Annotated in this window: 22 protein-coding genes and 1 tRNA gene; 12 read left to right on the top strand and 11 right to left on the bottom strand. The window is 69.0% G+C overall.

The window, feature by feature from the left end:
- The 3 genes from fdxA to K343_RS0104430 form a co-directional block, all read right to left on the bottom strand.
- Positions 1–324 (bottom strand): ferredoxin FdxA, encoded by a 324-nt coding sequence (gene fdxA, locus K343_RS0104420; RefSeq protein ID WP_020649802.1) that lies wholly within the window; start codon positions 322–324, stop codon positions 1–3.
- A gap of 110 nt (positions 325–434) precedes the next feature.
- Positions 435–1,574: a hypothetical protein gene (locus K343_RS0104425; protein ID WP_028007018.1), complete on the bottom strand. Its 1,140-nt coding sequence runs from the start codon at positions 1,572–1,574 to the stop codon at positions 435–437.
- Between the two features lie 127 nt (positions 1,575–1,701).
- Entirely contained in the window at positions 1,702–2,301 is a 600-nt protein-coding gene (locus K343_RS0104430; RefSeq protein WP_028007019.1) for an NUDIX hydrolase, read from the bottom strand.
- Between the two features lie 224 nt (positions 2,302–2,525).
- Between K343_RS0104430 and K343_RS0104435 the strand changes: the two genes are divergently transcribed.
- The 4 genes from K343_RS0104435 (at position 2,526) to K343_RS24740 (ending at position 5,365) form a co-directional block, all read left to right on the top strand.
- The gene (locus tag K343_RS0104435; protein ID WP_028007020.1) at positions 2,526–3,287 is read left to right on the top strand and encodes a putative outer membrane beta-barrel protein; all 762 of its coding nucleotides are present in this window, start codon (positions 2,526–2,528) and stop codon (positions 3,285–3,287) included.
- 321 nt (positions 3,288–3,608) lie between these two features.
- Positions 3,609–3,695 (top strand) — tRNA-Leu (locus tag K343_RS0104440).
- Positions 3,696–3,999: 304 nt separating this feature from the next.
- Positions 4,000–4,923, top strand: coding sequence for a M48 family metallopeptidase (locus K343_RS23225; RefSeq protein WP_028007021.1), 924 nt, complete (start codon positions 4,000–4,002; stop codon positions 4,921–4,923).
- A 124-nt stretch (positions 4,924–5,047) separates the two neighbouring features.
- Positions 5,048–5,365 (top strand): EthD family reductase, encoded by a 318-nt coding sequence (locus K343_RS24740; protein ID WP_028007022.1) that lies wholly within the window; start codon positions 5,048–5,050, stop codon positions 5,363–5,365.
- 356 nt (positions 5,366–5,721) lie between these two features.
- Here K343_RS24740 and K343_RS23870 read toward each other — a convergent pair whose 3' ends face one another.
- The 8 genes from K343_RS23870 to K343_RS0104480 form a co-directional block, all read right to left on the bottom strand.
- Positions 5,722–6,342 (bottom strand): YdeI/OmpD-associated family protein, encoded by a 621-nt coding sequence (locus tag K343_RS23870; protein WP_084615701.1) that lies wholly within the window; start codon positions 6,340–6,342, stop codon positions 5,722–5,724.
- Between the two features lie 497 nt (positions 6,343–6,839).
- Positions 6,840–9,218 (bottom strand): TonB-dependent receptor, encoded by a 2,379-nt coding sequence (locus K343_RS0104455; RefSeq protein WP_028007023.1) that lies wholly within the window; start codon positions 9,216–9,218, stop codon positions 6,840–6,842.
- A gap of 100 nt (positions 9,219–9,318) precedes the next feature.
- Positions 9,319–10,476, bottom strand: a complete 1,158-nt coding sequence (gene pqqE / locus K343_RS0104460; RefSeq protein WP_028007024.1) for a pyrroloquinoline quinone biosynthesis protein PqqE — start codon at positions 10,474–10,476, stop codon at positions 9,319–9,321.
- Complete coding sequence (gene pqqD, locus K343_RS0104465) at positions 10,466–10,744, bottom strand: pyrroloquinoline quinone biosynthesis peptide chaperone PqqD (protein ID WP_084615677.1); 279 nt, start codon at positions 10,742–10,744, stop codon at positions 10,466–10,468. Before pqqD ends, pqqE begins: the two co-directional genes overlap by 11 nt.
- A gap of 35 nt (positions 10,745–10,779) precedes the next feature.
- Positions 10,780–11,544: a pyrroloquinoline-quinone synthase PqqC gene (gene pqqC / locus K343_RS0104470; RefSeq protein ID WP_028007026.1), complete on the bottom strand. Its 765-nt coding sequence runs from the start codon at positions 11,542–11,544 to the stop codon at positions 10,780–10,782.
- Between the two features lies 1 nt (position 11,545).
- Positions 11,546–12,475, bottom strand: a complete 930-nt coding sequence (gene pqqB, locus K343_RS0104475; protein ID WP_028007027.1) for a pyrroloquinoline quinone biosynthesis protein PqqB — start codon at positions 12,473–12,475, stop codon at positions 11,546–11,548.
- 172 nt (positions 12,476–12,647) lie between these two features.
- The gene (gene pqqA, locus K343_RS25265; protein ID WP_084615702.1) at positions 12,648–12,725 is read right to left on the bottom strand and encodes a pyrroloquinoline quinone precursor peptide PqqA; all 78 of its coding nucleotides are present in this window, start codon (positions 12,723–12,725) and stop codon (positions 12,648–12,650) included.
- A 235-nt stretch (positions 12,726–12,960) separates the two neighbouring features.
- Positions 12,961–14,997, bottom strand: a complete 2,037-nt coding sequence (locus K343_RS0104480; RefSeq protein ID WP_028007028.1) for a sigma-54-dependent Fis family transcriptional regulator — start codon at positions 14,995–14,997, stop codon at positions 12,961–12,963.
- A gap of 399 nt (positions 14,998–15,396) precedes the next feature.
- On the opposite strand from K343_RS0104480, the gene K343_RS0104485 reads away from it, so the two are divergent.
- The 8 genes from K343_RS0104485 (at position 15,397) to K343_RS0104515 (ending at position 24,235) form a co-directional block, all read left to right on the top strand.
- Entirely contained in the window at positions 15,397–16,914 is a 1,518-nt protein-coding gene (locus tag K343_RS0104485; RefSeq protein ID WP_028007029.1) for an aldehyde dehydrogenase family protein, read from the top strand.
- 177 nt (positions 16,915–17,091) lie between these two features.
- Positions 17,092–17,721 carry a response regulator gene (locus tag K343_RS0104490; RefSeq protein ID WP_028007030.1) on the top strand — a complete coding sequence of 210 codons (630 nt, stop codon included), beginning with the start codon at positions 17,092–17,094 and terminating at the stop codon, positions 17,719–17,721.
- Positions 17,718–19,130, top strand: coding sequence for a histidine kinase (locus tag K343_RS20975; protein WP_051277946.1), 1,413 nt, complete (start codon positions 17,718–17,720; stop codon positions 19,128–19,130). Before K343_RS0104490 ends, K343_RS20975 begins: the two co-directional genes overlap by 4 nt.
- Before the next feature lie 63 nt (positions 19,131–19,193).
- The gene (locus K343_RS24745; protein WP_161628856.1) at positions 19,194–19,388 is read left to right on the top strand and encodes a hypothetical protein; all 195 of its coding nucleotides are present in this window, start codon (positions 19,194–19,196) and stop codon (positions 19,386–19,388) included.
- A gap of 214 nt (positions 19,389–19,602) precedes the next feature.
- Positions 19,603–20,820, top strand: coding sequence for a porin (locus K343_RS0104500; RefSeq protein WP_028007031.1), 1,218 nt, complete (start codon positions 19,603–19,605; stop codon positions 20,818–20,820).
- 238 nt (positions 20,821–21,058) lie between these two features.
- Positions 21,059–22,846 carry a methanol/ethanol family PQQ-dependent dehydrogenase gene (locus tag K343_RS0104505; RefSeq protein ID WP_051277947.1) on the top strand — a complete coding sequence of 596 codons (1,788 nt, stop codon included), beginning with the start codon at positions 21,059–21,061 and terminating at the stop codon, positions 22,844–22,846.
- 86 nt (positions 22,847–22,932) lie between these two features.
- On the top strand, positions 22,933–23,370 hold the full coding sequence (pedF, locus tag K343_RS0104510) for a cytochrome c-550 PedF (RefSeq protein ID WP_028007033.1): 438 nt from the start codon (positions 22,933–22,935) through the stop codon (positions 23,368–23,370).
- Positions 23,360–24,235, top strand: coding sequence for a substrate-binding periplasmic protein (locus tag K343_RS0104515; RefSeq protein WP_028007034.1), 876 nt, complete (start codon positions 23,360–23,362; stop codon positions 24,233–24,235). Before pedF ends, K343_RS0104515 begins: the two co-directional genes overlap by 11 nt.

The following is a 24,235-nucleotide window of genomic DNA, read 5'->3' on the forward strand; positions in this document are numbered from 1 at the left end:
TCAGGTTTCGAGCAGGTCGCGCTTACCCGGCTTGCCGTCCCATTCCTTGGCATCCGGCGCCATGTCCTTCTTCTCGGTGATGACCGGCCATTTCTTGGCGAGATCGGCATTGAGCGCCTTGAAGTCGGCCTGATCCGCCGGCAGATCGTCTTCCGCGAAGATCGCGTTGGCCGGGCACTCCGGCTCGCACAGCGTGCAGTCGATACACTCTTCGGGATCGATCACGAGAAAGTTCGGGCCTTCATGGAAGCAGTCGACCGGGCAGACTTCCACGCAGTCGGTGTACTTGCACTTGATGCAGTTCTCGGTAACGACGAAGGTCATGATGCGCTCGCGGCTTGAAGCGGTCGGTTCTACGGGGCGCATAGTTTAAACCATTGCCGTGGCGTGACGTCGGCAGAACGGGGGAGGCGTCCCCCGTTCCGCCGCCGTCGTCAGCGCGCGCCGAGGCCGGCGGCGAGGTACAGGCCGGCGAGGCCGTAGCCGGCGCAGGGCGCCGCGGCGGCGAGCGCCTGCGCGTAGTCGAAGGTCTCGCTCTGTCCGTCCGAGCCGTCGACCGTGACGGTGCCGTCGGCGTTGAACGTCACCTTCGCGGTCTTGCCGCCACTGGCGAACGTCAGCTTGCCGCCGGCGAACGGGCTGGCGATCTGGCCGTCGCTGTCGACGAGCGGCGTTTCGGTGGCGACGTCGACGGCGCCGCTCGGGCAGGTCTGCGCCTGCACACCGGTCATGCGAAAGCCGTACTGGCCGGCGATCACGGTGCCGTCGGCGTCGGACTTCGCCGTGAACGGCGCATCGTGCGTGCCGATGTAGTACGTGAAGTCGCCGCTGTTGCTGCCGCTCTGGCCGTTGGCGGACGCGCGGGCTGTGTAGTCGCCGTCCATCGCCAGCGCGAAGCGGTCTTCGTTGTCGCTGGCGCCTTCGCGATAGTCGTCGCGGTAGTCGACGCCAATGCCCAGATCGAGATCGGCGCTGATGCTGTACCCCTGCTGCGAGCTGCTGGTCTTGATCCTGTAGTCGAAGCTGAACGGCTGCGAGCTGCTGCCGACGCGCGTGTACTCGACGTACTGGCCGGCGTCCTCGACGCTGCCACCCTCGAGGCTGCCGTTGACGAGCAGCGTCAGATCGACGTTGGTGCCGTCCTCGCTGTAGGTCTCGTGGTAGCGGCAGTCGCTGGCCTGCGAGCCGCTTACCGACATCGCCTGGTTGGTGAACGGCGAGCCGACGTTCTTGCTGGTCGGGCCGCTCGACGCGATGGTGCCGCCGTCGGGGCAGGCTTCGCTGGACTTGGCGGGCACGCGCGCGGCTTTGGCGAGCGGGCGCACGCGTACCGTCGCCGGTGCCGGCGCCTCCAGCGCATCGAGTGCGCCGAGCGCCTGGATCATTTGTGCGAAGGTGCCGACCTGGGCCTTGGTGCCGGCGGCGCTGAGATCGGCGGTGCCGACGTCGGCGGCGCCACCGCCGCCATTGCCGTTGTCGTCGCCACCGCAGGCACCGAGCAGCGTGCCGGCCAGCAGCGTGAGGGCGAAGCCGGCCGAGCGCAGCGGCCGGCCGGAAGTAATCGTGTATGGCATCGAGGTCCCCGGTGACGTAGGCCCGCAGATCGGGCGGCGCCAAGCTTGGCGGTCGGGAACCGGGCTGTCCGCTCCCTATACGGGGATACCCGTTCTGGGGGCGGAGCGCGCGTCGTGCCCGCTGCGCTCAGGGCGTCAGCGGATCGTCGCCGGCGACTTCGGCGCGCTGCGGCGGCTTGGGGCGGTAGGCGAGGTCGAGGCTGTGCGTCGCATAGGCGCCGGCGCGACGGTCCGCGAAGAACTGCTTGAGGCTGTGCCAGATCGTCGGGAAGGCGATGTCGTCCCAGGGGATCTCGTCCTCGCGCATCAGCCGCACCTCGGAGCTCTCGAAAGTCGGGCCGTAGTGTTCGGTGCGCAGCGTGCCGCGATGGATCATGTAGACCTGACTGACGTACGGGACGTTGATGACCATCAGCAGGTCATCGATCTCGACGTCGGCCTGCGCTTCCTCCAGCGCCTCGCGTGCGGCGCCCTGACCGCTGGTCTCGCCGAGTTCCATGAAGCCGGCCGGGAAAGTCCACAGGCCGAGCCGCGGCTCGATGTTGCGCCGGCACATCAGCACGCGGCCGTCCGCATTCTCCGGAATGACGCCGACGATGACCTTCGGGTTGCGGTACTGGATGTGTCCGCAGTTCGGGCAGACGTGCCGCGGCAGGTGATCGCCGTCCGGCACGCGGAACTCGATTTCGTGGCCGCAGGCGTTGCAGTAGCGGGTCTCGGCGTACATGGGGAAGGTCAGCGGATGAAGCCCGCACTATAGAGAATGCGCCGGCCGATTGCGCTCGTCCGCTCTGCGTAGCGCGGGCGCGCGCCGGGGCTCGGGCATCCTGCATGCCCAGGGCGACGGGCCGCCGCTTTACTGGATTTGAGGGGGGAAATCGACGAACATTCCGGGCGCAATTCAAACGAACCGGCGAAAAGCCGGGCCATGGAATGGGAAGGGGATAGCTCATGAATTATCGTCGTTATTGGCCTGTCGGCGCTGCGCTGCTGGCCGCAGGTTTCATCGTCCCGGCTTATGCGCAGGAATCGGCTGCGCCGGCTGACGAAAGCGCGCCGGTCGAAGCCGCGCCGGCCGAAGCCGTCGCCGATCCGCTCGCGACCGACAGCGGCGCTGCCGGCGCCGAGGCGACGGGCAGCGAAACGGGCAGCGAAGCGGTCGAAACCTCGGCGTCCGAAGACAGCGGCAGCGACGAGACCGCCAGCGCACCGCGCCGCGAATCGCTCTACGTCTACGGCGGCATCGACTACGCGGCGCTGAGCACCTCGCTGTCGAAGGACAGCCTCAAGAACTCGCTCGGCGGCGACGACTTCGATTCCGACTTCTACCGCCTGCGCGTCGGCACGCGTCTGCTGCCGTCGATCGGTATCGAAGCGCAGTTCGGCATCAAGAACGAGGATGGCAAGTCCGCGGGCAAGGTCGAGACCAGCCAGATGTACGGCCTCTACGTCGTGCCGACGGGCAATCTGTTCCGCTTCCTCGAAGTGTCGGCGCCGATCGGCTATTCGCATCTGCGCCTCGAAAACAGCAACGGCAAGGTCGACTTCGACTCGCTGAGCTTCGGCCTGAATCTCGAAGTGCCGGTCTACGTGAACCCGGACAGCCGCTGGCCGGACGTCCGCATCGGCGGCGGCGGCACGGTGTTCTACGCCGAGCGTGAAGCGCGCACCTACGGCTACCACGCCGGCGTGCGGCTCGACTTCAAGATCTGAAGTTGTCGCGGCGGTGATGCGCGAAAGCGGCCTGCGGGCCGCTTTCGTGTTTCCGGGCGCCGTTCGCGGGCGCAAGTTACCGAGTGAAACAATTCGGTGCGCGTCGGTGACGGCGCAGCGGCCGGCGCGGGCCTAGTATCGATACCGGATCGACGCTTCGCGCGCTCGACCCAGCCGTCCGGGGTCACCCCTGAAGATGCCGGACGGTCACCCCCCGAGCCCCAGTCCCCCTGGGGCTCGCCTATTTGCGGCGCCGGCGATCGATTGCGACGGTCCGCGCATTGGTCGTGGCGCCGCGACGCCCCTATAATCGCCGGCCGCGCCGAAGTGGCGGAATCGGTAGACGCAGCGGACTCAAAATCCGCCGCCCTGAAAAGCGTGTGGGTTCGAGTCCCACCTTCGGCACCAGCCCCGCGCCGTTCCGGCGCGGTCGGCGATGGCATCTGCGATGCCCGTTCCCGCTCTTCTCATGCGGTTCGCGACAAGCCCGTCTCCGAGATGGCGCCGGCGCGCCCGCGCCCGGGCGCCCCGCCGATCCCGGCTTCGCACGGCGCCGCCGACGCGGATCACGCGACGCCGGCGCGCGGCGCGGCGATCCGGCCGGACCGCGGCCGTGCCGCGAAACGCTCGGCAGCAATTCGATGTCCGCCCGCGTTGCCGTAAGCTCGCCGCGTTCTCACGTGTTTTCATGTCCGGAGCGCAATCGTCCGCGATGACCCTTGCTCTGCTGATCTGTGCGCTGCTGCCGATGCTCGTCGCCCTGCCGCTGCATGCGCGCGAGTCGCGCCTGTTGCGCGCGCAGACCGCGCGCGCAACAGCGCTCGTGGCGACCTACCGGCGGCGCGCGCAGCGCTGGCGGGCCGAGGCTTTAATGGCCAGCGGTGCGGCGCTGGCCTGGCTGGCGCCAGCCTCGCTGTACGGGCCGGGATGGCGGCCCTGGGCGGGTGCGGCGTTCGCCCTCGCGGGCTTCGCGCTCGTGCAGTGGGGGCTGCCGCGATGGCTGTTCGGTGTCCCGGAACGCGGGCCGCTGCGGCCCGGCGCCGCGCACCGGCGCGCGTTGCCGGCGGAGACCGCGGCGATGCTCGACGCGCTGGCGCAGCGCTGCGGCTGTGCCGGCGCGCGCTTCGTCGCCATCGACGACGGCGGCGATCGCCGCAATGCGCGCGCCTTGCCGGCGCGCGGTGGCACCGAGGTCTTTCTCTGGCAGGGCCTGCTCGACGCGCTCGATCGCGACGGCTTGCGGGCAGTCGTCGCGCACGAGCTGGCACATGGGCGGCTGCACCATCATCGCCGTCGTCGCGTGATGCTGGCGCTGCTCGCGGTTCCGCTCGTGGCGATGCTCGCCGCGGCCGGCCTCGGGACCTGGCCGCCGGCGACGCTCGCGCTGCTGCCGGTGCTGGGTTTCGTCGCGCGCGGCGTGCTCGCGGCGCAGCAGCGCCGCTTCGAGCACGAGGCCGACGCCTTCGCGGTCGCGCAGGTCGGCGCCGCGCCGCTGCATGCGGCTCTGTGCGCGCTTTACGGCGAGGCGGCGGCGATCGTCACCGATCGCTGGCTCGGCGCCTGCTGCGACACTCATCCGGCGCCGCAGTCGCGGCTGCGTCGCCTGCGTCCGTCGCAAACCGTCACGACGACGTGACACTGTGTCACGCGCGGCGCAGGCGTCCGCAGCCAAGTCGCTGATTCCGCGTCGCCTCATCGGTGGCACCTGTCTTGCGCGTCCGCTTCCACAAGCGGCACACGACAAGAACCGGAGGAGAGAGATGATCCGCGTATCCGCGCTGTATGCGAACCGGGCCGGCGCCCGTTTCGACCATGCCTATTACGCGCTGCGCCATATCGCGCTGGTGCGCGAGCAGCTGACGCCGCACGGGCTGCTGCGTGTCGAGGCCGATCGCGGCCTCGCCGGCGGCGGTGGCGGCGAAGCGCCGTTCGTCGCTGCCGCGCATCTGTATTTCGCATCGGTGGAGCGTTTCGAGGCGGCGTTCGCGGCGGCTGGTGCCGCCGTGCTCGCCGACGTGCCGAACTACACCGATCTGCAGCCGCAGCTGCAGATTTCCACCATCGTCGTCGAGGCCTGAGACGATGCGGTGCGCGCCGCGCGCGCTGCGCCGCGCCATCGGCCTGTGGCTGGCGCTCGCCGCTGCGGGCGTCGGCCGCCGAGCCGGTGCGCGTCGCCGCACTCAGCTTTGGCGCCGTCGCCTGGGAACTCGACACGCTGCAGCGTAGGGGGCTCGACGCCGCGACGCGGCGTTGCATGAGTGCATGCCACGGCGACCAGATCGGAAAAGCGGAAACGGTTGCCAGGTGCATGGCGGCGGCGTTCGGCCTTTGGTCGGAAAGGTGAGCAGCAGGCCAAAAGTCGCCGGTCATGGGCTGTTCGGTAACGCCCCGTCGGTGCGGCGAACGAGCGATGCACATCGCTGAACGTGTGTGCTTACCTCTCCAAAGCACCCTTGCCGGCGAGGATATGATTCCGATATTTGGCTAGACGCAAAATCCGGGTTTCAGGTTTCTTCGCGGAATTGAGATTGATCAGGTAGCTTTTTTGTCGGCCCGGCGTCAGATTGTGAAAGGCCTCCGCCAACTCCGGATCGGAATCGAGCGCATCAGCCAGCTCTTCCGGCCATTCGATAGCTGCCTCATTTCTGGGAGGTTTGATTCCCTTCTCGGCATACGCCATTGCCTCTTTCAGGTAAGCATGAATCGTAGAGGCTAAGGAGTCGACTGCTGCGTTATCGGCGAAGCGAATCATGTCAGCGTGCCGAGTATTGGGCCCCTGTTTCTCAAGCACGTTGTCAGGGTCTCGCATCAGCGCGGCATTGAAGAAGATGATTCGATAATCGCCTCGGAACGCACTGATAAGCGCGATGTTGCGTTCTGCGTGCAGGTAGCAGGGGTGTGCCCACTTGACCGTTTCGATCAGGCCGGCTGCGGTGCAAATCGCACGAAGCCGCTTCAAGCCGTCGTTCCATTTGCGGACGGAGCAGTCCGGAGTGGAGAACCGTTCACAACGGCCGCATCCCTGTGCGAAAAAATCTTCGACGTCCGTGATCATCGTCATGCTCAACCCCACTGCGTCCGACGAATGACCATACATGAACTTTGCGGGTTCGAGGTTGTGCATTGCTCACAGTGTTCCCTGAACTGACTGTTTTGCCCAACGCCTGCCGATGGAGTCGCCGCTGCTGCAGCCGCTCCTGCAACAGGCAGTGCTCCTGCGATGCAGGGCGGTTGCCGGCGCTTGCGATTTCCTCCGCCGGTGAAACAGGTGAAGCTCCAAAAAATGCCGTCGCAATAAGTAAGACTGCTGCCAGAGCAACGACGCCGAGTGAAAACAGTGATGCCTTAAGTTCTGAGGCTCGCCTTCTGCTGCGGATTTGACGACGCGAGGTGCCGGGTTGCTGGCCTGGCGCGCAAAGAAAATGGCCCGTGACGGCGGGCCGAATCCTGATACGAAGAGGCAGCGCTTGCAGGATCGGCGCCGCGGTGGGCGGGTGTCCCGGGACTTTGTCCTGTCGTGCGCGCCGGGCCGACGCTTGTGCGGGCGGGCGTTCAGGCGCCGTAGCGGTAGCGCAGGCCGAGCACCCAGGTGCGAGGCGCGCCGGGCGCGACGAAACGTGCCGGCGCGGCGTCCCCGGCAGCGAGATGGGGTTGCAGCAGCTCGCCGTTCGGAAACAGGTCGGCGGCGATCGCGCCGAAGGTCTCGTAGCGGCGGTCGAACAGGTTGTCGATGCGCGTGTACAGCTCCACGGCCGGATGCGGCTGCCAGTGCGCGCGCAGGTCAACGAGCGCGTAGCCGGCGGTGCGCCAGTCGTGGCGGGTATCGTCCTCGTTGTCGATGCGCCCGTCCTCGTTGCCGCTGCTGCGCTGCGAGGAGAAGGCGAGCAGATCGGCGCCGACGCCGAGGTTCTCGCGCAACGTCCAGTCGAGGCCGAGGCGCGCGCTGTGTTCCGGCAGGCCGGCGATGCGCGTGCCGCTGCGCACGGCGACGTCGCGTTCGCCGGAGGCCAGCGTGGTCGCCGCCTGGTAGCGGGCATCGAGCCAGCTGTAGCCGAGGCGCAGTGCCAGCGCGCCGAGTGTGGCGCGCAGCGAGAGGTCGGCGCCCTGGTGGCGCGTGCGCGGGACATTGGCGAAGTAGCCCTGCTGGGTGCTGGCGGCGCGCAGGAACAGGATGTCGTCGCGGTTGTCGGTGCGGTACAGCGCGAGCGACGCGCGCCAACGCTCGCCCGGCTGCCAGCGTGCGCCGAGCTCGGTGGTGCGGGAGACGACCTGATCGAGATAAGGATCGGCCTGCAGGCCGGTCGGCAGGCGGCACGGCCGCGCGGGATCGGCGCAGCCGAGTTCGATCGCGGTCGGGGTGCGGCTGTTCTGCGACCAGCCGCCGAACAGCTTGAAGCCGTCGCCGAGCGATTGCGCGAAGCCGATCGCCGGATTGATCTGCACGTAGTGGAAGCGCTCGCGCGGCTGCGCGCCGGCGTTGGTCTCGATGCGGTTGGCGACGGTGCTGCGATCCCAGCGCAGCGATAGCGTCAGGTGCGTGCGTGACCACGGCGACCAGGTGTCGCTGCCGTAGACGCCGACTGCATGCGTGTCGCCGGAGACGCCGGAGAAGAACGCGCGCGCGCTGCCGTCGAGCGCGCGCACACCGCGATCGGCGCCGATCGTGCCGTCCTGTTCGTACTGCGCGTAGTCGATGTCACTGAGGTCGACGCTGGCGCCGAACAGCCAGCGATGCCGCGTGAGCCGCCCCGCGAGGTTGAGCGCGCCGCCGCCACGCCGCTGTGTTGCGTGGGTGGTGTTGAGCGTGCCGCTCGGTATCGCCGCGCCTTCGGCGCGTGTGTACGGGCAGCCGTCGTCGAGCGGACTGCCGTCGGCGGCGAAGCCGTCTTCGCACAGTTCGACGTATTCCTCATAGTCCTCGCCGACGTCGCCGTTGACGGTGTCGCGCGTGCCGCGGCGCAGATAGGCGAGTCCGGCGACGTGCAGGGCATCGCCGTAGCGGTGCTCGCCTTGCAGCGTCAGCTGCGTCAGGCGGTTCTCGCTGCGGTCCGGATAGGTGTAGACGGCGCGCCGGTCGGACTCGTAGAGGCCGTTGTCGCGTGCGCCGTCTTCGAGCCGCCAGCTTGGCAGCAGGCCGTTGCCGAGCAGGCGGCTGCGGCCATGGAGGACGGACAGCGAAACATCGTCGCGCGCGCCGTGACGGCCGGCCTTGGCGAAGACATTGCCGAGCCGGCTCGCCGAATGGTCGCGCCAGCCGTCCTCGGCGTAGCCGGTGCCGGCGACGAAAGCATGCCAGCCGGCATCGTCGCGCCAGCCGTATGAGAGGTCGGCGCGGCGCCGTGCGTCGTTGCCGCCGCTGAGTTCGGCCGCGAGACCCTGCTGGTCGAGGCCCGAGCGCGTGCGCAGTCTCAGCGCGCCGCCGAGCGCGTTCTGGCCGTACAGCGGATTCGAGCCGGCCGCGAGCTGCACGTCGTCGAGCGCGGCTTCCGGCACGAGGTCCCAGTTGACGACGTCGCCGAACGCTTCGTTGACGCGTACGCCGTCGAGGAACACCGCCAGGCCCTGCGCAGCGCCGAGCGTCGGCGAGGCGCGGTAGCCGCGAAAGCTCAGGTCGCCGAGGTAGGCATTGCCCTGCACGTCGTTGACCTGCACGCCGTCGAACTCACGCAGCAGCGCGTCGCCGAGGTTCTGTGCGCGCGGGCCGATCAGTGCGCCGGCGTCGGCGCGCTGAGCCTGATAGGGCAGCGTGTCGGCGTCGCGCGCGTCGTCGCCGAACGGCGCCGCGCCGATCACGTAGACGGTCGGCAGCGCGGCCAGCAGCGCCGGATCGGCGGCGGGGTCGGCGTCGGTCGCGGCCGACGCCACGGCGCAGGCCGGCGCGGCAAGCAGCACCAAGGGGCAGGCGAGCGCGAGACGGCGCGCGGGGTTCATGGGCTTCTCCTCGTTCGTGGCTGCGGCGTCTGTGCGCCGATGCGGCAGCCTCGCACGCCGCCGGCGCGCTAACGACGGGAGAAGTTCCCGAGATGCGCTGTCACGCCGGCGTGACGCCCGCTCCGCTTCCGCTTGCGGCGGCGCCGCGACGGCTGTTGCGCGCATTGCGGAACAGCAGCGGGAACTCGCGCGGCGTGGCGGCCGCTTCGGCGATCGCCGCGTCGATGCGGCCGCGCAGCGGCGAATGCTCGCAGACCGGGTCGGTGTTGGCCGGATCGCCGGTGTACAGATAGGCCTGGCAGCGGCAGCCGCCGAAGTCCTGTTCCTGTTCCGGACACGAGCGGCACGGCTCGCGCATCCAGTCGCGGCCGCGGAAGCGGTTGAACGCATCGGACGCGTACCAGGCTTCGTGCACGCTGCTCGTGCGCAGATCCGGAAACGCGAGACCCGGCAGCTGGCGTGCGGCGTGGCAGGGCAGGGCGAGGCCGTCGGGCGTCACCGTCAGGAACACCGAGCCCCAGCCGTTCATGCACGGCTTCGGCCGCTTCTCGTAGTAGTCGGGCACCACGAAGTAGACCTTGGTCGCGCTGCCTGAGCGCGCCGCGCGCCAGGCCTGCACTGCGGTCTCGGCCTCGCGTACCTGTTCGAGTGTCGGCAGCAGGCGCGCACGGTTGCGCGCCGCCCAGCCGTAGTACTGGACGGTCGCCAGCTCGACGTAGTCCGCTTCCAGCGTCTCGGCGAGCGCCAGCATCTCGCCGATCTGCGCGATGTTGTCGCGGTAGATGACGAAGCACAGCACCATCGGGAAACCGTGCCGCTTCACCGCGCGCGCCATGTCGACCTTGTGCGCCCAGGTGCGGGTTCCGGCGATGCGGTCGTTGAGTTCCTGACCGGGCGCCTGGAAGCTGATCTGGATGTGGTCGAGACCGGCTTCGCGCAGGGCCGCGACGCGCGCGTCGTCGAGTCCGTAGCCGGAGGTGATGAGGTTGCTGTAGTAGCCCAGCGTGCGCGCCTCGCGCACCAGCGCGTCGAGATCGGGCCGCACCAGCGGCTCGCCACCGGACAGGCCGAGCTGCAGCGCGCCGAGCGCGCGGGCTTCGCGCAGCACGCGGCGCCAGTCCTCGGTGCCGAGTTCCTCGCCGTGCGTGGCGTAGTCGAGCGGGTTGCTGCAGTAAGGGCACTGCAGCGGACAGGCATAGGTCAGCTCGGCGAGCAGCCAGCGCGGTCCGGCGATCGCCGTGGCGCCGTCAGCGGACACGGACCCAGCCCCGATGGCTGGCGACGTCGATGAATTCGGCGACGTCGTCGGAGAGATCGCCGGCCTCCGGGAAGCGCGCGGCCAGCGTGCCGACGATGTCGCGGAAGGTGTGCAGGCCGTCGCACAGTTCGAGGATCGCGGCGGCGGACGGATTGAGCTGCACCATGCCTTCGGGATAGAGCAGCACGTGGCATTCCTGCGCGGCTTCCCATTGCAGGCGCAGCGCGGGCGCGAGACGGACATGGGCGTCGATCGGGATCGGACTCACCGGAGCACCTTGGGTTGCGGATGGTGGCATCGGATTCACGGCACGCCCGGCACCGCGGCGTACGGTGGCATGTGGTGGACGTAGGCCAGGTGCATGGCGTCGAGCATGCTCCACAGCACGTCCTGCTTGAAGCGCACGATGGCGACCGCGCGATCCTGCGCGGCACGCGTGCGGAAGTGCGACAGCGTCAGTTCGAGGCCGTGTTCGACGTCGCGATGGGCCTGCGTCAGGCGCTTGCGGAAGTAGTCGAGTCCCGACGGTTCGATCCAGGGGTAGTGCTGCGGCCAGCTGGCAAGGCGTTCGCGGTGGATGGTCGGCGCGAACAGCTCGGTCAGCGACGAGGCGACGCCGTCCTGCCAGGACGCGCGGCGCACGAAGTTGACGTAGGCCTCGACCGCGAAGCGCACGCCCGGCAGCACCTGGTGCTGCGATTCGATTTCCTCGCGCGTCAGGCCGCAGGCGATGCCGAGCCGCACCCAGCATTCGATGCCGCCTTCGTCGCGGCTGTCGCCGTCGTGATCAAGGATGCGCTGGATCCAGCGCCGTCGCACGTCGCGGTCCGGGCAGTTGCTGAGCAGTGCCGCGTCCTTCATCGGGATGTGCACCTGATAGCAATAGCGGTTCAGCACCCAGCCGCGGATCGCGTCGGCATCGAGCTGGCCGTCGTTCATCAGGCGCTGGAACGGGTGGTGGATGTGATAGCGCGGTTCAAGCGCACGCAGGCGCTCGGCGAACCGCGCCGGCGCATCGCCCGGCGCATCGTCGCGCGCATCGAAGCGGGGTTCGGGAAATCCGGCCATGTCAGAACGAAAGCTCCATGCCGTCCTCGGCGACTTCGATGCCGAGCAGCCGCAGCTGCGCGCGCTCGGCGCTGTCCTCGTCGAGGATCGGGTTGGTGTTGTTGATGTGAATCAGCACGCGTCGCTTGTCCGGGTGCCGCTGCAGCCATTCGAGCATGCCGCCGGCGCCGCTCTGCGGCAGGTGGCCCATTTCGGTGGCGCGCTTGTGGCCAACGCCGCGACGGCTCATTTCGTCGTCGGTCCAGCAGGTGCCGTCGACCAGCATCAGGTCGGCGGCGCGCATCGCCGCATCAATGTCCTCGTCGAACACGCCGAGGCCCGGCGCATAGAACAGGCGCTGGCCGCTCGCCGGATTTTCGATCAGCAGGCCGAGGTTGTCGCCGGGCGCCGGCCGCGCGCGGTGCGGCGAGTACGGCGGCGGCTTGCTGTGCAGCGGCAGCGCGCGCAGGCGGATGCCGGGCACGCCATCGACCGCGAAGGCTTCGCCGTCGGGCCGGATCTCGTGCCAGCGGCTGCCGCAGTAGGGCTCCAGCAGCGGCAGCATCGGCAGGCCGGAGCGCAGGTCGTCGCGTACGCGGTTCGTGCAGTAGACCGGCAGCGGCTGCGTCGCTTCGCGCAGCATCGCCAGGCCGGCGACGTGGTCGATCTGCGCGTCGGTCAGCAGCACGGCGGCGATGCCGCTGTCGCGCCGCGTGCGGGCCGGTTGCAGATCCGGCGTCGCCAGAATCTGCGCGCGCAGGTCGGGCGAGGCGTTGATCAGCAGCCAGTGCGTGCGGTCGGCGCTGACGGCGATCGACGACTGCGTACGCGGCTTGGCGCGGACGCGACCGCGGCGCAGGCCGTCGCACATCGCGCAGTTGCAGTTCCACTGCGGAAAGCCGCCGCCCGCGGCGGAACCGAGAACGCGGACGGTAAGTGTTTCGCCGGACATGGCTGGGACGGAAAGACGCGGGCAGTGGGCAGAAAAAACCCCCGGCCGAGGATCGCCCGGGCAGGGGGCCAGTCGCCGTGGCGGTCGCGCGCTGGGAGGGGGAGTTGGCGCGACGGCCATCCGCGTCGCGGCCCCGCAAGGACCGCGCCGCGGACACCACACCGCCGGGCGTTCAGGCCTGGCGGTTCAGGATGTACATCGTGATCTCCATGCCGAAGCGCAGGTCACGGAAGCTCGGTTTGGTCCACATGCTGAATATCTCCTCGTTTCGTCGTTGGCTTGGAACTCGTGGCCGCTCGCTTGGCGCGTCGGCATCACCGTTAAAGCAGCGAGCGTGCCAGCCCGGCGCCGCCCGCCGCGCGGGGCGGCGCGACGCCGTGCAAAGCGCGCTGTGAAGCGGTTTCGAGGATATCGGCAGAAACCAGAAGCGCCGCTAGGGCGGCGCTCGTGGTGTCTCGAATCGCGACAGTTGTCGCGCGACTGTCTCAGGCTTGTGACAGTCCGTCGCCGCGCAGTGTCTCGGGCGCGATGCCGTGCGACTTGAGCTTGCGATAGAGCGTGTTGCGGCTCATGCAGAGCTGCCGCGCGGTGTGCGTCATGTTGCCGCGGTTGGTGGCGATCGCGCGCAGCAGGGCCTCGCGCTCGGCGCGCTCCAGCGGATTGCCGGGCGCGGCGCCGCTGTCGCCGGTCGCGATCGTGATGCTGGCGAGCGTCACCGGCGTGCCGGTCGACGGCGCGCTGCGTGGCTGCAGCAGGTCGGATGGCAGGTCGCTGAGGCGGATCACGCCGCCCTCGGCGATCGCCAGTGCCGTGCGGATCACGTTGCGCAGTTCGCGTACGTTGCCGGGCCAGTCGTGCGCAGCGAGCCTGCGGAACGCTTCCATTTCGATGCCGGCCGGGCGGCCGAGCGCCGTTTCCTCGCCGAGGATGCGGTGGATCAGCGCTTCGAGATCGGCGCGCTCGCGCAGCGCCGGCAGCGTCATCGTGATGCCGTTGAGGCGGTAGTAGAGATCCTCGCGGAATTCGCCGCGGGCGATCATGTCCTTGAGGTTGCGGTGCGAGGCGCTGACGATGCGCAGGTTGACCTTGACCGGCGTCTCGCCGCCGAGCGGGGTGACTTCCTGTTCTTCGAGTACGCGCAGCAGGCGCGTCTGCAGCATCAGCGGCATGTCGCCGATCTCGTCGAGGAACAGCGTGCCGCCGCTGGACTGCGCGATGCGGCCGCGCATGCCTTCCTTGCGCGCGCCGGTGAAGGCGCCGGGCCGGTAGCCGAACAGCTCGCTCTCGATCAGCGATTCCGGGATCGCCGCGCAGTTGACGGCGACGAAGGCCTGTGCGGCGCGCTCGCTGGCGAGATGCAGCGCACGCGCGAACGCTTCCTTGCCGGAGCCGGTCGGCCCCTGGATCAGCACCGACACACGCGAGCACGCGATGCGTTGCGCGCAACGCACGTTGCGCTGCATCGACGGATCGTGGCCGGCCAGCTCGTCGAGCGTGTGCGCGCGCGCCTCGGTCTGCGTGGCCGGTTCGATCGCCATGATCTGGCCGGCGCCGGCGATGGTGCGCGGCGTACGCGTCTCCGGCTGCGCGGCGTGCACGCTCATGTAGTAGCGGCGGCCGTGCTCGATGTCGCGCACCGGCAGGATCGGCTGGCGCGGGCCGGACAGGCTGGAGTCGAGTTCGCGGGCGCTGACGTCGAAGATCTCGGTCAGCGGCCGGCCGATCAGGTCGCCGCGGCAATCGGCCGACAGCAGCGCGACCGCCATGTCGTCGGCGGCGGCGATGCGGCCGTCGTCGTCGAGCGCCAGCGCGCCGTCGTGCAGCAGGTTGACGAATTCCGGACGGCTGTGGAAGCGGATCACGCGGCGGTTGCGGAAGCGGCGCAGGAACAGGCACTTCTCGATCAGCCGAGCCGACATGCTGACCAGCGCCACGGTGTGCATGCGGCTGGCCTTGCTGTCATCGGAGCCGACACAGGAAGCGTCGAGCACCGCCATCAGCTCGCCGCCGGTGTCGCGGATCGGCGCCGCCGAGCACGACAGGCCGATGTGGCGGGCGCGGAAATGGTCGTTGCGGTGGATCGTGATCGGCCGCCGCTCGGTGATGCAGGTGCCGATGCCGTTGGTGCCTTCGTGTTGCTCGCTCCAGTTGGCGCCGGCGATCAGGCCGGCCTTGCGGAAGCTGTCGCGCAGCGTCGGATCGACCTTCTCGCTGAGGATGACGCCGGAAGCGTCGGTCAGCAGCAGCGCGTAGCCGGAACCGGAGATCTGCTCGTAGAGCGAGTCCATCTCGGCACGGGCGATCAGCACGAGGTCGTCGAGACGCTGCTGGCGTTCGCGCAGATGACGGTTCTCGACCACCGCCGGATCGAGCGGACCGTCGGGGCGCAGGCGGTGTTCCTTGGCGCAGCGCAACCAGGAATAGGCGACCGGTTTGTCGACCTGCGCCGGCATGCGTGGAAAGCCGTCGATCAGGGTCATGACTTCACGTGCGTGCTGCACGTAGTTCACAGGTTCGCCCATGTCTCTCCTCAAAGCTCAGGCGCCGTTGCGGTTGCCGGTCCGTCTTGTCGCGGTGTGCTGGCGAAGGCCCTGCAGGCCTTGCCCCGGCTCTATTGCGGGTGACCGTACTCCGCTGCGCAAAAGTTCGTCAATGCGAATGCCGGGGCGCTGCCCACCGCTGTGTCGTCCGACTGTGTCAGGGCCGTGACAGCGGCGCGCCGCAGCGCTGCGCCCGGGGCGTGACAGCCGGCTGCGGCGGCCGCGGGTCCGTTCTGAAAAGTTCTTTTCATTCATGGATCTGAAGGCGCACTTCGGGTTGGCAGGGTCCTTGCCCCGCAGCCTTCCGTGCGCACCGCGCGGCGGCGCCCCGAACACGGCCCAAGGCCGTACCGATATTTCATCCCAGTGAGGAGATTTGCGATGACCAAAGATGCACCCCTCGTTTCGCTGCACCCCAACGTCAAGGCCTTCATCGGCGAAAAGCGCCGCATGCTGATCGACGGCAAGTGGGTCGACGCCAAGAGCGGCAAGAGCTTCGAAGTGCTGGACCCGGCGACCGGCCAGGTCATCGCCCACGTGCCGGCCGCCGAAAAGCCGGATGTCGATGTCGCCGTCGCCGCCGCCAAGCGCGCGTTCGAGTCCGGCCCATGGTCGCGCATGACGCCGGCCGAGCGCGGCAAGATCGTCTGGAAGATCGGCGAGCTGATCATGGAGCACCAGGAAGAACTGGCGCAGATCGAATCGCTCGACAACGGCAAGCCGGTGACGGTGGCGCGCGCCGCCGACGTGGTGCTCGCCGCCGAGCTGTTCCAGTACATGGCCGGCTGGTGCACCAAGCTCGACGGCCGCTCGCTGACGCTGTCGGTGCCGTACACGCCGGGCTCCGAGTACCACGCCTTCACGCGCCGCGAGCCGGTCGGCGTCGTCGCGCAGATCATTCCGTGGAACTTCCCGCTGCTGATGGCGGCCTGGAAGCTCGGCCCGGTGCTTGCCTCGGGCTGCACGGTGGTACTCAAGCTCGCCGAGGAGACGCCGCTGTCGGGCCTCAAGCTCGCTGAGCTGATCCAGAAGGCCGGCGTGCCGGACGGCGTCGTCAACGTCATCACCGGCTTCGGCGAGACCTGCGGTGCGCCGCTGGCCGCGCATCCCGACGTGTCGAAGGTCGCGTTCACCGGCTCGACCGAAGTCGGCAAGCTGATCGTCAAGGCCGCCGCCAACGATCTCAAGAAGGTGACGCTGGAGCTCGGCGGCAAGTCGCCGAACATCATCCTCGACGACGCCGATCTGGAGCAGGCGATCCCCGGCGCCGCCAGCGCGATCTTCTTCAATCACGGCCAGTGCTGCTGCGCCGGTTCGCGCCTGTTCATCCAGGACAAGATCTACGACAAGGTCGTCGAGGGTGTTGCCGAGTATGCGCGCAAGCTCAAGGTCGGTCCGGGCCTCGATCCGTCGACGCAGATGGGCCCGCTGGTCTCGCAGGTCCAGCTCGACCGCGTCTGCGGCTATCTCGAATCCGGCAAGGAGCAGGGCGCGACGTTCGCCGCCGGCGGCAAGCGCCTCGGCGAACAGGGCTACTTCGTCGAGCCGACGGTGATCGTCGACGCGCACGAGAACATGAAGGTCTATCAGGAAGAGATCTTCGGGCCGGTGGTCGCCGCGGTGCGCTTCAAGGAACTCGATGACGATCTGGTGCGCAAGGCCAACGACACCATCTACGGTCTCGCTGCCGGCATCTACACCAGCAACATCACGCGCGCGCATCGTCTGGCGACGAAGCTGCGCGCCGGCACCGTCTGGATCAACTGCTACAACATCTTCGACGCGGCGCTACCGTTCGGCGGCTACAAGCAGTCGGGCTGGGGCCGCGAGATGGGCGTCGAGGTGTTCAACAACTACCTCGAGACGAAGTCGGTCTGCGTCGGCCTCGGCCAGGGCTGATGCCTTGCGACCGCCGGCGCGTCGGCGCCGGCGGTCGCCGCTTCGATGTACGCAAAAGAGCGGGGCGAACGGATCGTGGAGCGGAGCCTGGGCCGCCGGCCAGACGCGGCGGCCCCGTTGTCGTTCCGCGCCGTTCGCAGCCGTCGAGCCGCCGCGAAGCGGCCGGAGGAGAACGCCATGGAATACGTGCGGGTCCTGCTCGTCGACGACCACGCCGTGGTCCGCGCCGGCTACCGGCATCTGATCGAAACGCAGGCGCGCATTCGCGTCGTGGCCGAGGCCGCGAACGGCGCGCAGGCCTATCGCCGCCTGCTCAAAGGCGGCGTCGACGTGGTGGTGATGGATCTGTCGCTGCCCGGCATCGGCGGGCTCGAAGTGCTGCACCGCATGCGGCAGCGCCAGTCGGCGCTGCGGGCGCTGGCGTTCAGCATGCACGAGGAGCGCGTCATCGCCGATCGCGCATTCGAGGCCGGTGCGCTCGGCTATCTGTGCAAGCGTTCCGGTCCGGAGACCCTGCTCGGCGCGATCGAGACGGTCGCCGCCGGCCGGCGCTTTCTCGATCCGCGCTTCGAGATCGTGCCGCAGCGGCTGGCGCCGACGCTGGCGCGCCTGTCGCTGCGCGAGCTGGAGATCTTCCGCCAGCTCGCCGAGGGCCGCGCCGTCGCGCAGATCGCCTTGGCGATGAGCCTCAGCGACAAGACCGTCGCCAACTACAACACCACGATCCGCCACAAGCTCGGCGCCGGCAACCGTGCCGAGCTGGCGCGCATCGCGATCGCCGCCGGCCTGCTGCCGGCGCTGCCATGAGCGTCAGCGCGCCGAGCGTCGCGGCGCCGCGCCGCGAGTGCCGCGGTTTGCGCGCGCTCGATCTGCGCTGGCGGCTGTCGGCCGGCATCGGCCTGATCCTGCTCGCCTGCCTGTCGCTGGCCAGCGTGCTGGCGATTCGCGAGGCGCGTCGCTCGGTCGCGCTGGAGCTGCGTGCCGGCGTCAGCGCCGCCGCCGGCCATCTCGATCTGACGCTGGACCTGCTCGACGCCATGCCGGACCCGGCCGCAGGCGCGGCGCTGCGCGCATGGGCGCAGGCCTATGCCGGCAGCCGCCATCTATGCATCGCCGTCGCCGATCCGCGGGCCGACGCGCGCCGGGCCGCAGACTGCGCGCCGCGTGCACCGCGCCGGGCGCCGGACTGGTTCGCCGCCGGCATCGTCGGCGCGCCGGCAGCGGTCGAGCGCGTCTGGACGCACGGCGCGGCGCGCTATGCGGTGCGCATCGTGCCGATGCCGGACGACGAGATCGACGAAGCCTGGAGCGACGTGCGTGGTGTGCTCGTCGTGCTGGTCGCGATGGGTTTCGCGATCAACCTGCTGGTATTCGCCTGGCTGTCGCGCTCGCTGCGGCCGCTGTCGCAGGCGGTTGCCGCGCTTGAACGCCTGCGCGACGGTCAGTTCGAGACGCACCTGCCGCGCGGCGGCACGCCGGAGCTGCGCCGTCTGCTGACACAGGTCGAGGCGCTCGCGCGTCAGCTCGCCGGCATGCGCCAGCAGAACCGGCGCCTGCTGCTGCAGCGGCTCGATGTGCAGGAGGAGGAGCGGCGCTATGTCGCGCGCGAGCTGCACGACGAGATCGGCCAGCACGTCGCGGCGATCGAGGTCGAAGCGGCGACGCTGGTCGCCGCTCCGGGCCGCGTCGACGATGCCGCGCTGCGCGCCGGCCTCGGCCGCATTCGCACGCTGGCCGGTGACGTGCACGACATCAGCCGGCGCATGATCCAGCGCCTGCGGCCGCCGACGCTCGACGCGCTCGGGCTCGTCGCCAGTCTCGAATCGCTGCTCGGTCAGTGGCGGCAGCGGCGTCCCGACTGGACGCTGCAGGCAGAGCTCGATCCGGACTGCGACGTGGCCGCCGACGAGCTGGCGATCCACGTCTTCCGCATCGTGCAGGAGGGCCTGTCCAACGTCGCGCGCCATGCCGACGCCAGCCACGTCGCGGTGCGCGTCGGATTCGGCGAGCCCGATGCGCGCGGCCGGCGTGCGCTGCAGCTGCTGGTCGCCGACAACGGACGCGGCTTCGACGTGCATTTGCGTGCGGCCGGCCTCGGCATCGTCGGCCTCGCCGAGCGCGTCGACGCCCTCGGCGGACGTCTGCAGGTCGACAGCGGCCGCGGCCTCGGCTGCCGCCTGCAGGTCGGACTGCCGTTCACGCTGCGCCGGACGTAGCGTTTCGCGTTCGCTTCACGTTCTGCCGCGGCGGCCCGCTGCGGCAGCGTGCGGGCGTTCCTCATGGCGCTGCGTCTGCGCACGCCGCGGATGACGCCCCGCATCCCGCATCCCGCATCCCGCATCCCGCATCCCGCATCCCGCATCCCGCATCCCGCATCCCGCATCCCGCCGTCGCCGGCCAAGCCAAAGCTGCGCGCGCTCCGCGGCGGGGGCGCGCGCCGGATCGCGCGGCCGCGCACGGCACCGTCGCCGTGACAGTGCCGCGTGGCGTGTTCGTGACAGCCGCGTGTCATCGCTCGCATGGTCGTCGGGATTCTCCTGAGGCCTCAGAAAAACCTCATGTGCATCAAGGCGCTGCAGCGCTGTTTCGAATGGCATGTGGCTTGCGCCTGCGGCTTCCGACCTCGCGCCGGCTTCCCCGCCGGCAGCGCGGCGACATCCGTCAAACATGAGGAGAGCAGGGGGTTTTATGAGCAAGACCATTCATCTGTCGTGGGTCCTCGGCGCCGGTGCGGTGCTGGCGTCGGCGCAGGCTGCGGCCGTCGAGCTGAAATCCGGCGACTGGACTTTCACCGTCAACGGCAACGTCAACGTCCATTACATCCATTCGTCGTGCGAGCGCCATCCGGCGCCGATCGTCACCGTCGGCGGCGCCTGCACGCCGGACTCCGGCGGCGAGGACAACACCTCGTCGATCAGCAACGGCCTGCTGCCGGCGTCGATCAAGTTCGGCGTGACCACCACGCAGCTCGGCTACGACATCGGCGTGCACTTCGGCTTCTATCCGGGCGTCAGCACCAACGACGGCGGCAGTCCGAATCTCGGCGGGACCAACACCGCGCTCGGCACCACTGGCCTGGACGTGCGCCAGGTGTTCATGACGTTCGGCAACGCCGACATGGGCACCTTCCTATTCGGTCGCAACTTCGGTCTGTTCCAGTTCGACGCGATCATCAACGACATGACGCTGCCCGGCGTCGGCGCCGGCAACGGCAACTACGCATCGCCGTCGAATACTTCGCTCGGTTCGATCGGCTTCGGTTACATCTACACCGACACGCTGGCGCAGATGAACTACACGACGCCGAGCTTCTACGGCGCGACGCTGACGCTGGGCATCTTCGATCCGGTCGAGCCGCTGCTGCAGGGCACGGCGACGGCCGAGAGCACGCCCGGCTTTCACGGCAAGCTGGCGTGGACCTACGGCGACTACTACCTGTCGACCAGCTTCCTGAGCCAGAAACAGCAGCTGCCGAACGACGCCGGCGACTACAACAGCTTCGGCGTCGACGTCACCGGCAAGGCCAAGTTCGGCCCGGTCGAACTGCTGGCCAGCTATTACGACGCCAGCGGCGTCGGCACCACCGGCCTGTTCGTGCTCGGCGACGACGGCAACGGCCACAAGCGCGATTCCGACGGCTACTTCGTGCAGGCCACCTGGACGATCGCCCAGACCAAGATCGGCGCGAACTACGGCGTCTCCAAGCTCGATTACGCCAACGCCGCCGATGCCGCCGCGGTGCCGAACCTGGTCGAGAAGAACAGCAAGTACACGCTCGGCGTCTATCACGCGCTGACGCCGAACCTGACGCTGCTCGGCGAGTTCAGCGACGTGAAGACCGAGGCCCACGACGGCGCCGAGAACCAGAGCAGCAACTTCAACGTCGGCGCCTATCTGTCGTTCTAGGCCGGCGCGGGGCTGTGTCAGCACGGAGGCGGCGCTGTCACGGGGCTGTGACAGCGCCGCGGTCCGGGCTACGCGAGCGATCGCGAAGCCCGCGAGGAAAACAGCAGCGAATCATGGTGATAGCGCACGCATGCCAGGCCGGCACGTCAGCCATCGCGGCTGGCATCGGCGTTGCGTTCGCAGCAAGCCATAACACGCGGCGATCTGCCGCATCGATAACTGAAGAGAGGAGCAGCACATGAAAGACGAACATCGTCGGGGGAACCCGCAGGGCGCCGGTGCGTGGCGCCGGTTCGGCCGTTTCGCGGCACTGGCCGCGCTGATCGGCAGCGGCGCCGCGACGGCCGCCGTCACCGACAAGATGATCGCCGACGACGCGACGACGACGGATGACGTCGTCACCGTCGGCATGGGCCAGGGCGGCCAGCGCTACAGCCCGCTGACGCGGATCAACACGGCCAACGTCGGTGATCTGGTGCCGGCCTGGACGTTCTCGTTCGGCGACGAGAAGCAGCGCGGCCAGGAGACGCAGCCGCTGGTCTACAACGGCAAGATCTTCGTCACCGGTTCGTACTCGCGCATCTGGGCCCTCGACGCGCGCACCGGCAAGCGCCTGTGGGCCTACGAGCAGCGTCTGCCGGACGGCATCATGCCGTGCTGCGACGTCGTCAACCGCGGTGCCGCGCTGTACGACGATCTGGTGATCTTCGCGACGCTCGACGCCAAGCTGGTCGCGCTCAGGCAGGACACCGGCAAGGTAGCGTGGAGCGAGACGCTCGGCGACTACAAGGCCGGCTACTCGAACACCGCCGCGCCGCTGATCGTCGACGGCAAGGTCATCACCGGCGTGTCGGGCGGCGAGTTCGGCATCGTCGGCCGCGTCGACGCGCGCGACGCCAGGACCGGCAAGCTGGTCTGGACGCGTCCGACCGTCGAGGGTCACATGGGCTATCTCAACGGCAAGGAGAACGGCATCACCGGCAAGCTCAACGCGAGCTGGCCGGGCGATATGTGGAAGTACGGCGGCGCCGCGACCTGGCTCGGCTGCACCTACGGCGGCGACACCAAGCTGATCTACTGCGGGACCGGCAATCCGGCGCCGTGGAATTCGCATCTGCGTCCCGGCGACAACCTGTATTCGAGCTCGACGCTGGCGATCAACGCCGACACCGGCAAGATCGTCTGGAGCTACCAGTCGACGCCGAACGACGGCTGGGATTTCGACGGCGTCAACGAGTTCATTCCGTTCGACTTCAAGAAGGACGGCAAGACCGTGAAGGCCGGCGCCAAGGCCGACCGCAACGGCTTCTTCTACGTGCTCGACCGCAGCAACGGCAAGTTCATCAGCGCGTCGCCGTTCGTCACCAGGCAGACCTGGACCCAGGGCATCGATCCGAAGACCGCGCGGCCGATCGAGGCCGACACGCGTCCCGGCGATCCGGCGCAGGCCGAGCGTGGCAAGCAGGTGTTCTCGGCGCCGTCGTTCCTCGGCGGCAAGAACTGGATGCCGATGGCCTACAACGCCAACACGGGCCTGTTCTACGTGCCGGCCAACGAGTGGGGCATGGACATCTGGAACGAGCCGATCACCTACAAGAAAGGCGCGGCCTATCTCGGTGCCGGCTTCACGATCCATCCGCTCTACGAGGACTACATCGGCGCGCTGCGCGCGATGGATCCGGCCACCGGCAAGATCGTCTGGGAATACAAGAACCCGGCGCCGCTGTGGGGTGGCGTGATGACGACCGCCGGCAATCTGGTCTTCACCGGCACGCCGGAAGGCTACTTCAAGGCGTTCGACGCCCGGACCGGCAAGGAGCTGTGGCAGTTCCAGACCGGCTCCGGCGTCGTCGGCCAGCCGATCACCTGGGAGCAGGACGGCGAGCAGTACGTCGCCGTGGCCTCGGGCTGGGGCGGCGCCGTGCCGCTGTGGGGCGGCGAGGTCGCCAAGAAGATCAAGGACATCAGCCAGGGCGGCATGCTCTGGGTGTTCAAGCTGCACCGCACGCAGCTCGCCGCGCAGTAAGGGCTCGGCACGGCGGGCCCTCGCGGCCCGCCGTGCCGAAGCGGGTTCTCCCGCGATTCATCACGACACGAAATCGAAGGTTCACCATGCGTTTCCCCATTCTGAAAACCGCCATCGTCGTCCTGCCGTCGGCTGCCGTGCTCGCCGCCGGCGCCGCACTCGCGCACGGCAACGTCACGCCGCAGGGCGTCAACACCGACGGCCTGCCGGCCCTGCAGGGGCCGCTGACCGAGAATCCGTACCGACAGGACAAGAAGGTCTACGCCAAGGCGATCGAGATCGGCTCCTCGGCCTACAACCAGAACTGCGCGCGCTGCCACGGCCTCGAAGCCGTTTCCGGCGGTATCGCGCCGGACCTGCGCAACCTGCCGGCCGGTAGCGACGGCGACGAGTATTTCCAGATGCGCGTGCGGCACGGCTCGGTGCGCAACGGCGTGACCTACATGCCGCCGTTCGAAGCGACCTTCAATGAGCCGGCGATTTGGGCCATCCGCAGCTACCTGGACTCGGTCCATGTCGACTGAACGCCGGTACCGTGGATTCGGCGCGCTGCTGACGGCGCTGCTGCTGATGTTCGCCGCGCCGGCGATGGCCGGCGACCGGCTCGACGAGATTCGCGAGCGCGGCGAGCTGTCGGTCGCGGTCTATCGCGACTTTCCGCCGTACTCGTACGCCGAGGGCGGCCGCTATGTCGGCGTCGACGTCGATCTGGCGCAGGCGCTGTCCGAGCGGCTCGGCGTGCGCCTGTCGCTGCGGCCGTTCTACGCCGACGAGAACAGCGACGACGACCTGCGCAATCAGGTCTGGAAAGGGCATTACCTCGGCGGCGGCGTCGCCGACCTGATGCTGCACGTCGGCCTCGACCCCGAGTACGTCAAGCGCAACGACAAGGCGGAACTGTTCAACGTCTACCAGCGCGAGACCGTCGGCGTGATCTATCGGCCGGGGCGTTTCGCGCGCTTCGACTCGCCGCTGGCGCTCGCCGGGCACAAGGTCGCGGTCGAGGTCGACTCGATCAGCGATTACTACCTGAGCGGCGCATTCAACGGCCGTCTGCGCGACAGCGCGGTGCGCAAGCTGAACGTCGGCGAGGCGATCGACGCCTGGATCAAGGGCGAGGTCGACGCGGTGATGGCGCCGCGCGGCCAGCTCGAGGGCGCGCTGTTCCGCACCGGCGCCGAGGCGCCGCGCTTCGAGATCAGCGAGTTCACCGGGCTGTTCCGGACGTCCTGGGACGTCGGTATGGCGATCAAGGCCGGCAACCCGCAGCTCAAGGCCGCGCTCGTCGACGCGCTCGCCGCGCTGCGCCGCGACGGCCGATTGCAGACGATCTACGCCGCTTACGGCCTGACGCAGGCGGACGCGCCGCTCGCGCTCGCCGGGCACTGA

It is taken from the genome of Solimonas flava DSM 18980 (assembly GCF_000426685.1).
Taxonomy (GTDB): Bacteria; Pseudomonadota; Gammaproteobacteria; order Nevskiales; family Nevskiaceae; genus Solimonas; species Solimonas flava.

Excerpts from the sequence above, each read along its gene's own strand:
- fdxA (WP_020649802.1), bottom strand. The coding sequence starts at position 324 with ATGACCTTCGTCGTTACCGAGAACTGCATCAAGTGCAAGTACACCGAC.
- K343_RS0104425 (WP_028007018.1), bottom strand. The coding sequence starts at position 1,574 with ATGCCATACACGATTACTTCCGGCCGGCCGCTGCGCTCGGCCGGCTTC.
- K343_RS0104430 (WP_028007019.1), bottom strand. The coding sequence starts at position 2,301 with ATGTACGCCGAGACCCGCTACTGCAACGCCTGCGGCCACGAAATCGAG.
- K343_RS0104435 (WP_028007020.1), top strand. The coding sequence starts at position 2,526 with ATGAATTATCGTCGTTATTGGCCTGTCGGCGCTGCGCTGCTGGCCGCA.
- K343_RS23225 (WP_028007021.1), top strand. The coding sequence starts at position 4,000 with ATGACCCTTGCTCTGCTGATCTGTGCGCTGCTGCCGATGCTCGTCGCC.
- K343_RS24740 (WP_028007022.1), top strand. The coding sequence starts at position 5,048 with ATGATCCGCGTATCCGCGCTGTATGCGAACCGGGCCGGCGCCCGTTTC.
- K343_RS23870 (WP_084615701.1), bottom strand. The coding sequence starts at position 6,342 with ATGATCACGGACGTCGAAGATTTTTTCGCACAGGGATGCGGCCGTTGT.
- K343_RS0104455 (WP_028007023.1), bottom strand. The coding sequence starts at position 9,218 with ATGAACCCCGCGCGCCGTCTCGCGCTCGCCTGCCCCTTGGTGCTGCTT.
- pqqC (WP_028007026.1), bottom strand. The coding sequence starts at position 11,544 with ATGGCCGGATTTCCCGAACCCCGCTTCGATGCGCGCGACGATGCGCCG.
- pqqB (WP_028007027.1), bottom strand. The coding sequence starts at position 12,475 with ATGTCCGGCGAAACACTTACCGTCCGCGTTCTCGGTTCCGCCGCGGGC.
- pqqA (WP_084615702.1), bottom strand. The coding sequence starts at position 12,725 with ATGTGGACCAAACCGAGCTTCCGTGACCTGCGCTTCGGCATGGAGATC.
- K343_RS0104480 (WP_028007028.1), bottom strand. The coding sequence starts at position 14,997 with ATGGGCGAACCTGTGAACTACGTGCAGCACGCACGTGAAGTCATGACC.
- K343_RS0104485 (WP_028007029.1), top strand. The coding sequence starts at position 15,397 with ATGACCAAAGATGCACCCCTCGTTTCGCTGCACCCCAACGTCAAGGCC.
- K343_RS0104490 (WP_028007030.1), top strand. The coding sequence starts at position 17,092 with ATGGAATACGTGCGGGTCCTGCTCGTCGACGACCACGCCGTGGTCCGC.
- K343_RS20975 (WP_051277946.1), top strand. The coding sequence starts at position 17,718 with ATGAGCGTCAGCGCGCCGAGCGTCGCGGCGCCGCGCCGCGAGTGCCGC.
- K343_RS24745 (WP_161628856.1), top strand. The coding sequence starts at position 19,194 with ATGGCGCTGCGTCTGCGCACGCCGCGGATGACGCCCCGCATCCCGCAT.
- K343_RS0104500 (WP_028007031.1), top strand. The coding sequence starts at position 19,603 with ATGAGCAAGACCATTCATCTGTCGTGGGTCCTCGGCGCCGGTGCGGTG.
- K343_RS0104505 (WP_051277947.1), top strand. The coding sequence starts at position 21,059 with ATGAAAGACGAACATCGTCGGGGGAACCCGCAGGGCGCCGGTGCGTGG.
- pedF (WP_028007033.1), top strand. The coding sequence starts at position 22,933 with ATGCGTTTCCCCATTCTGAAAACCGCCATCGTCGTCCTGCCGTCGGCT.
- K343_RS0104515 (WP_028007034.1), top strand. The coding sequence starts at position 23,360 with ATGTCGACTGAACGCCGGTACCGTGGATTCGGCGCGCTGCTGACGGCG.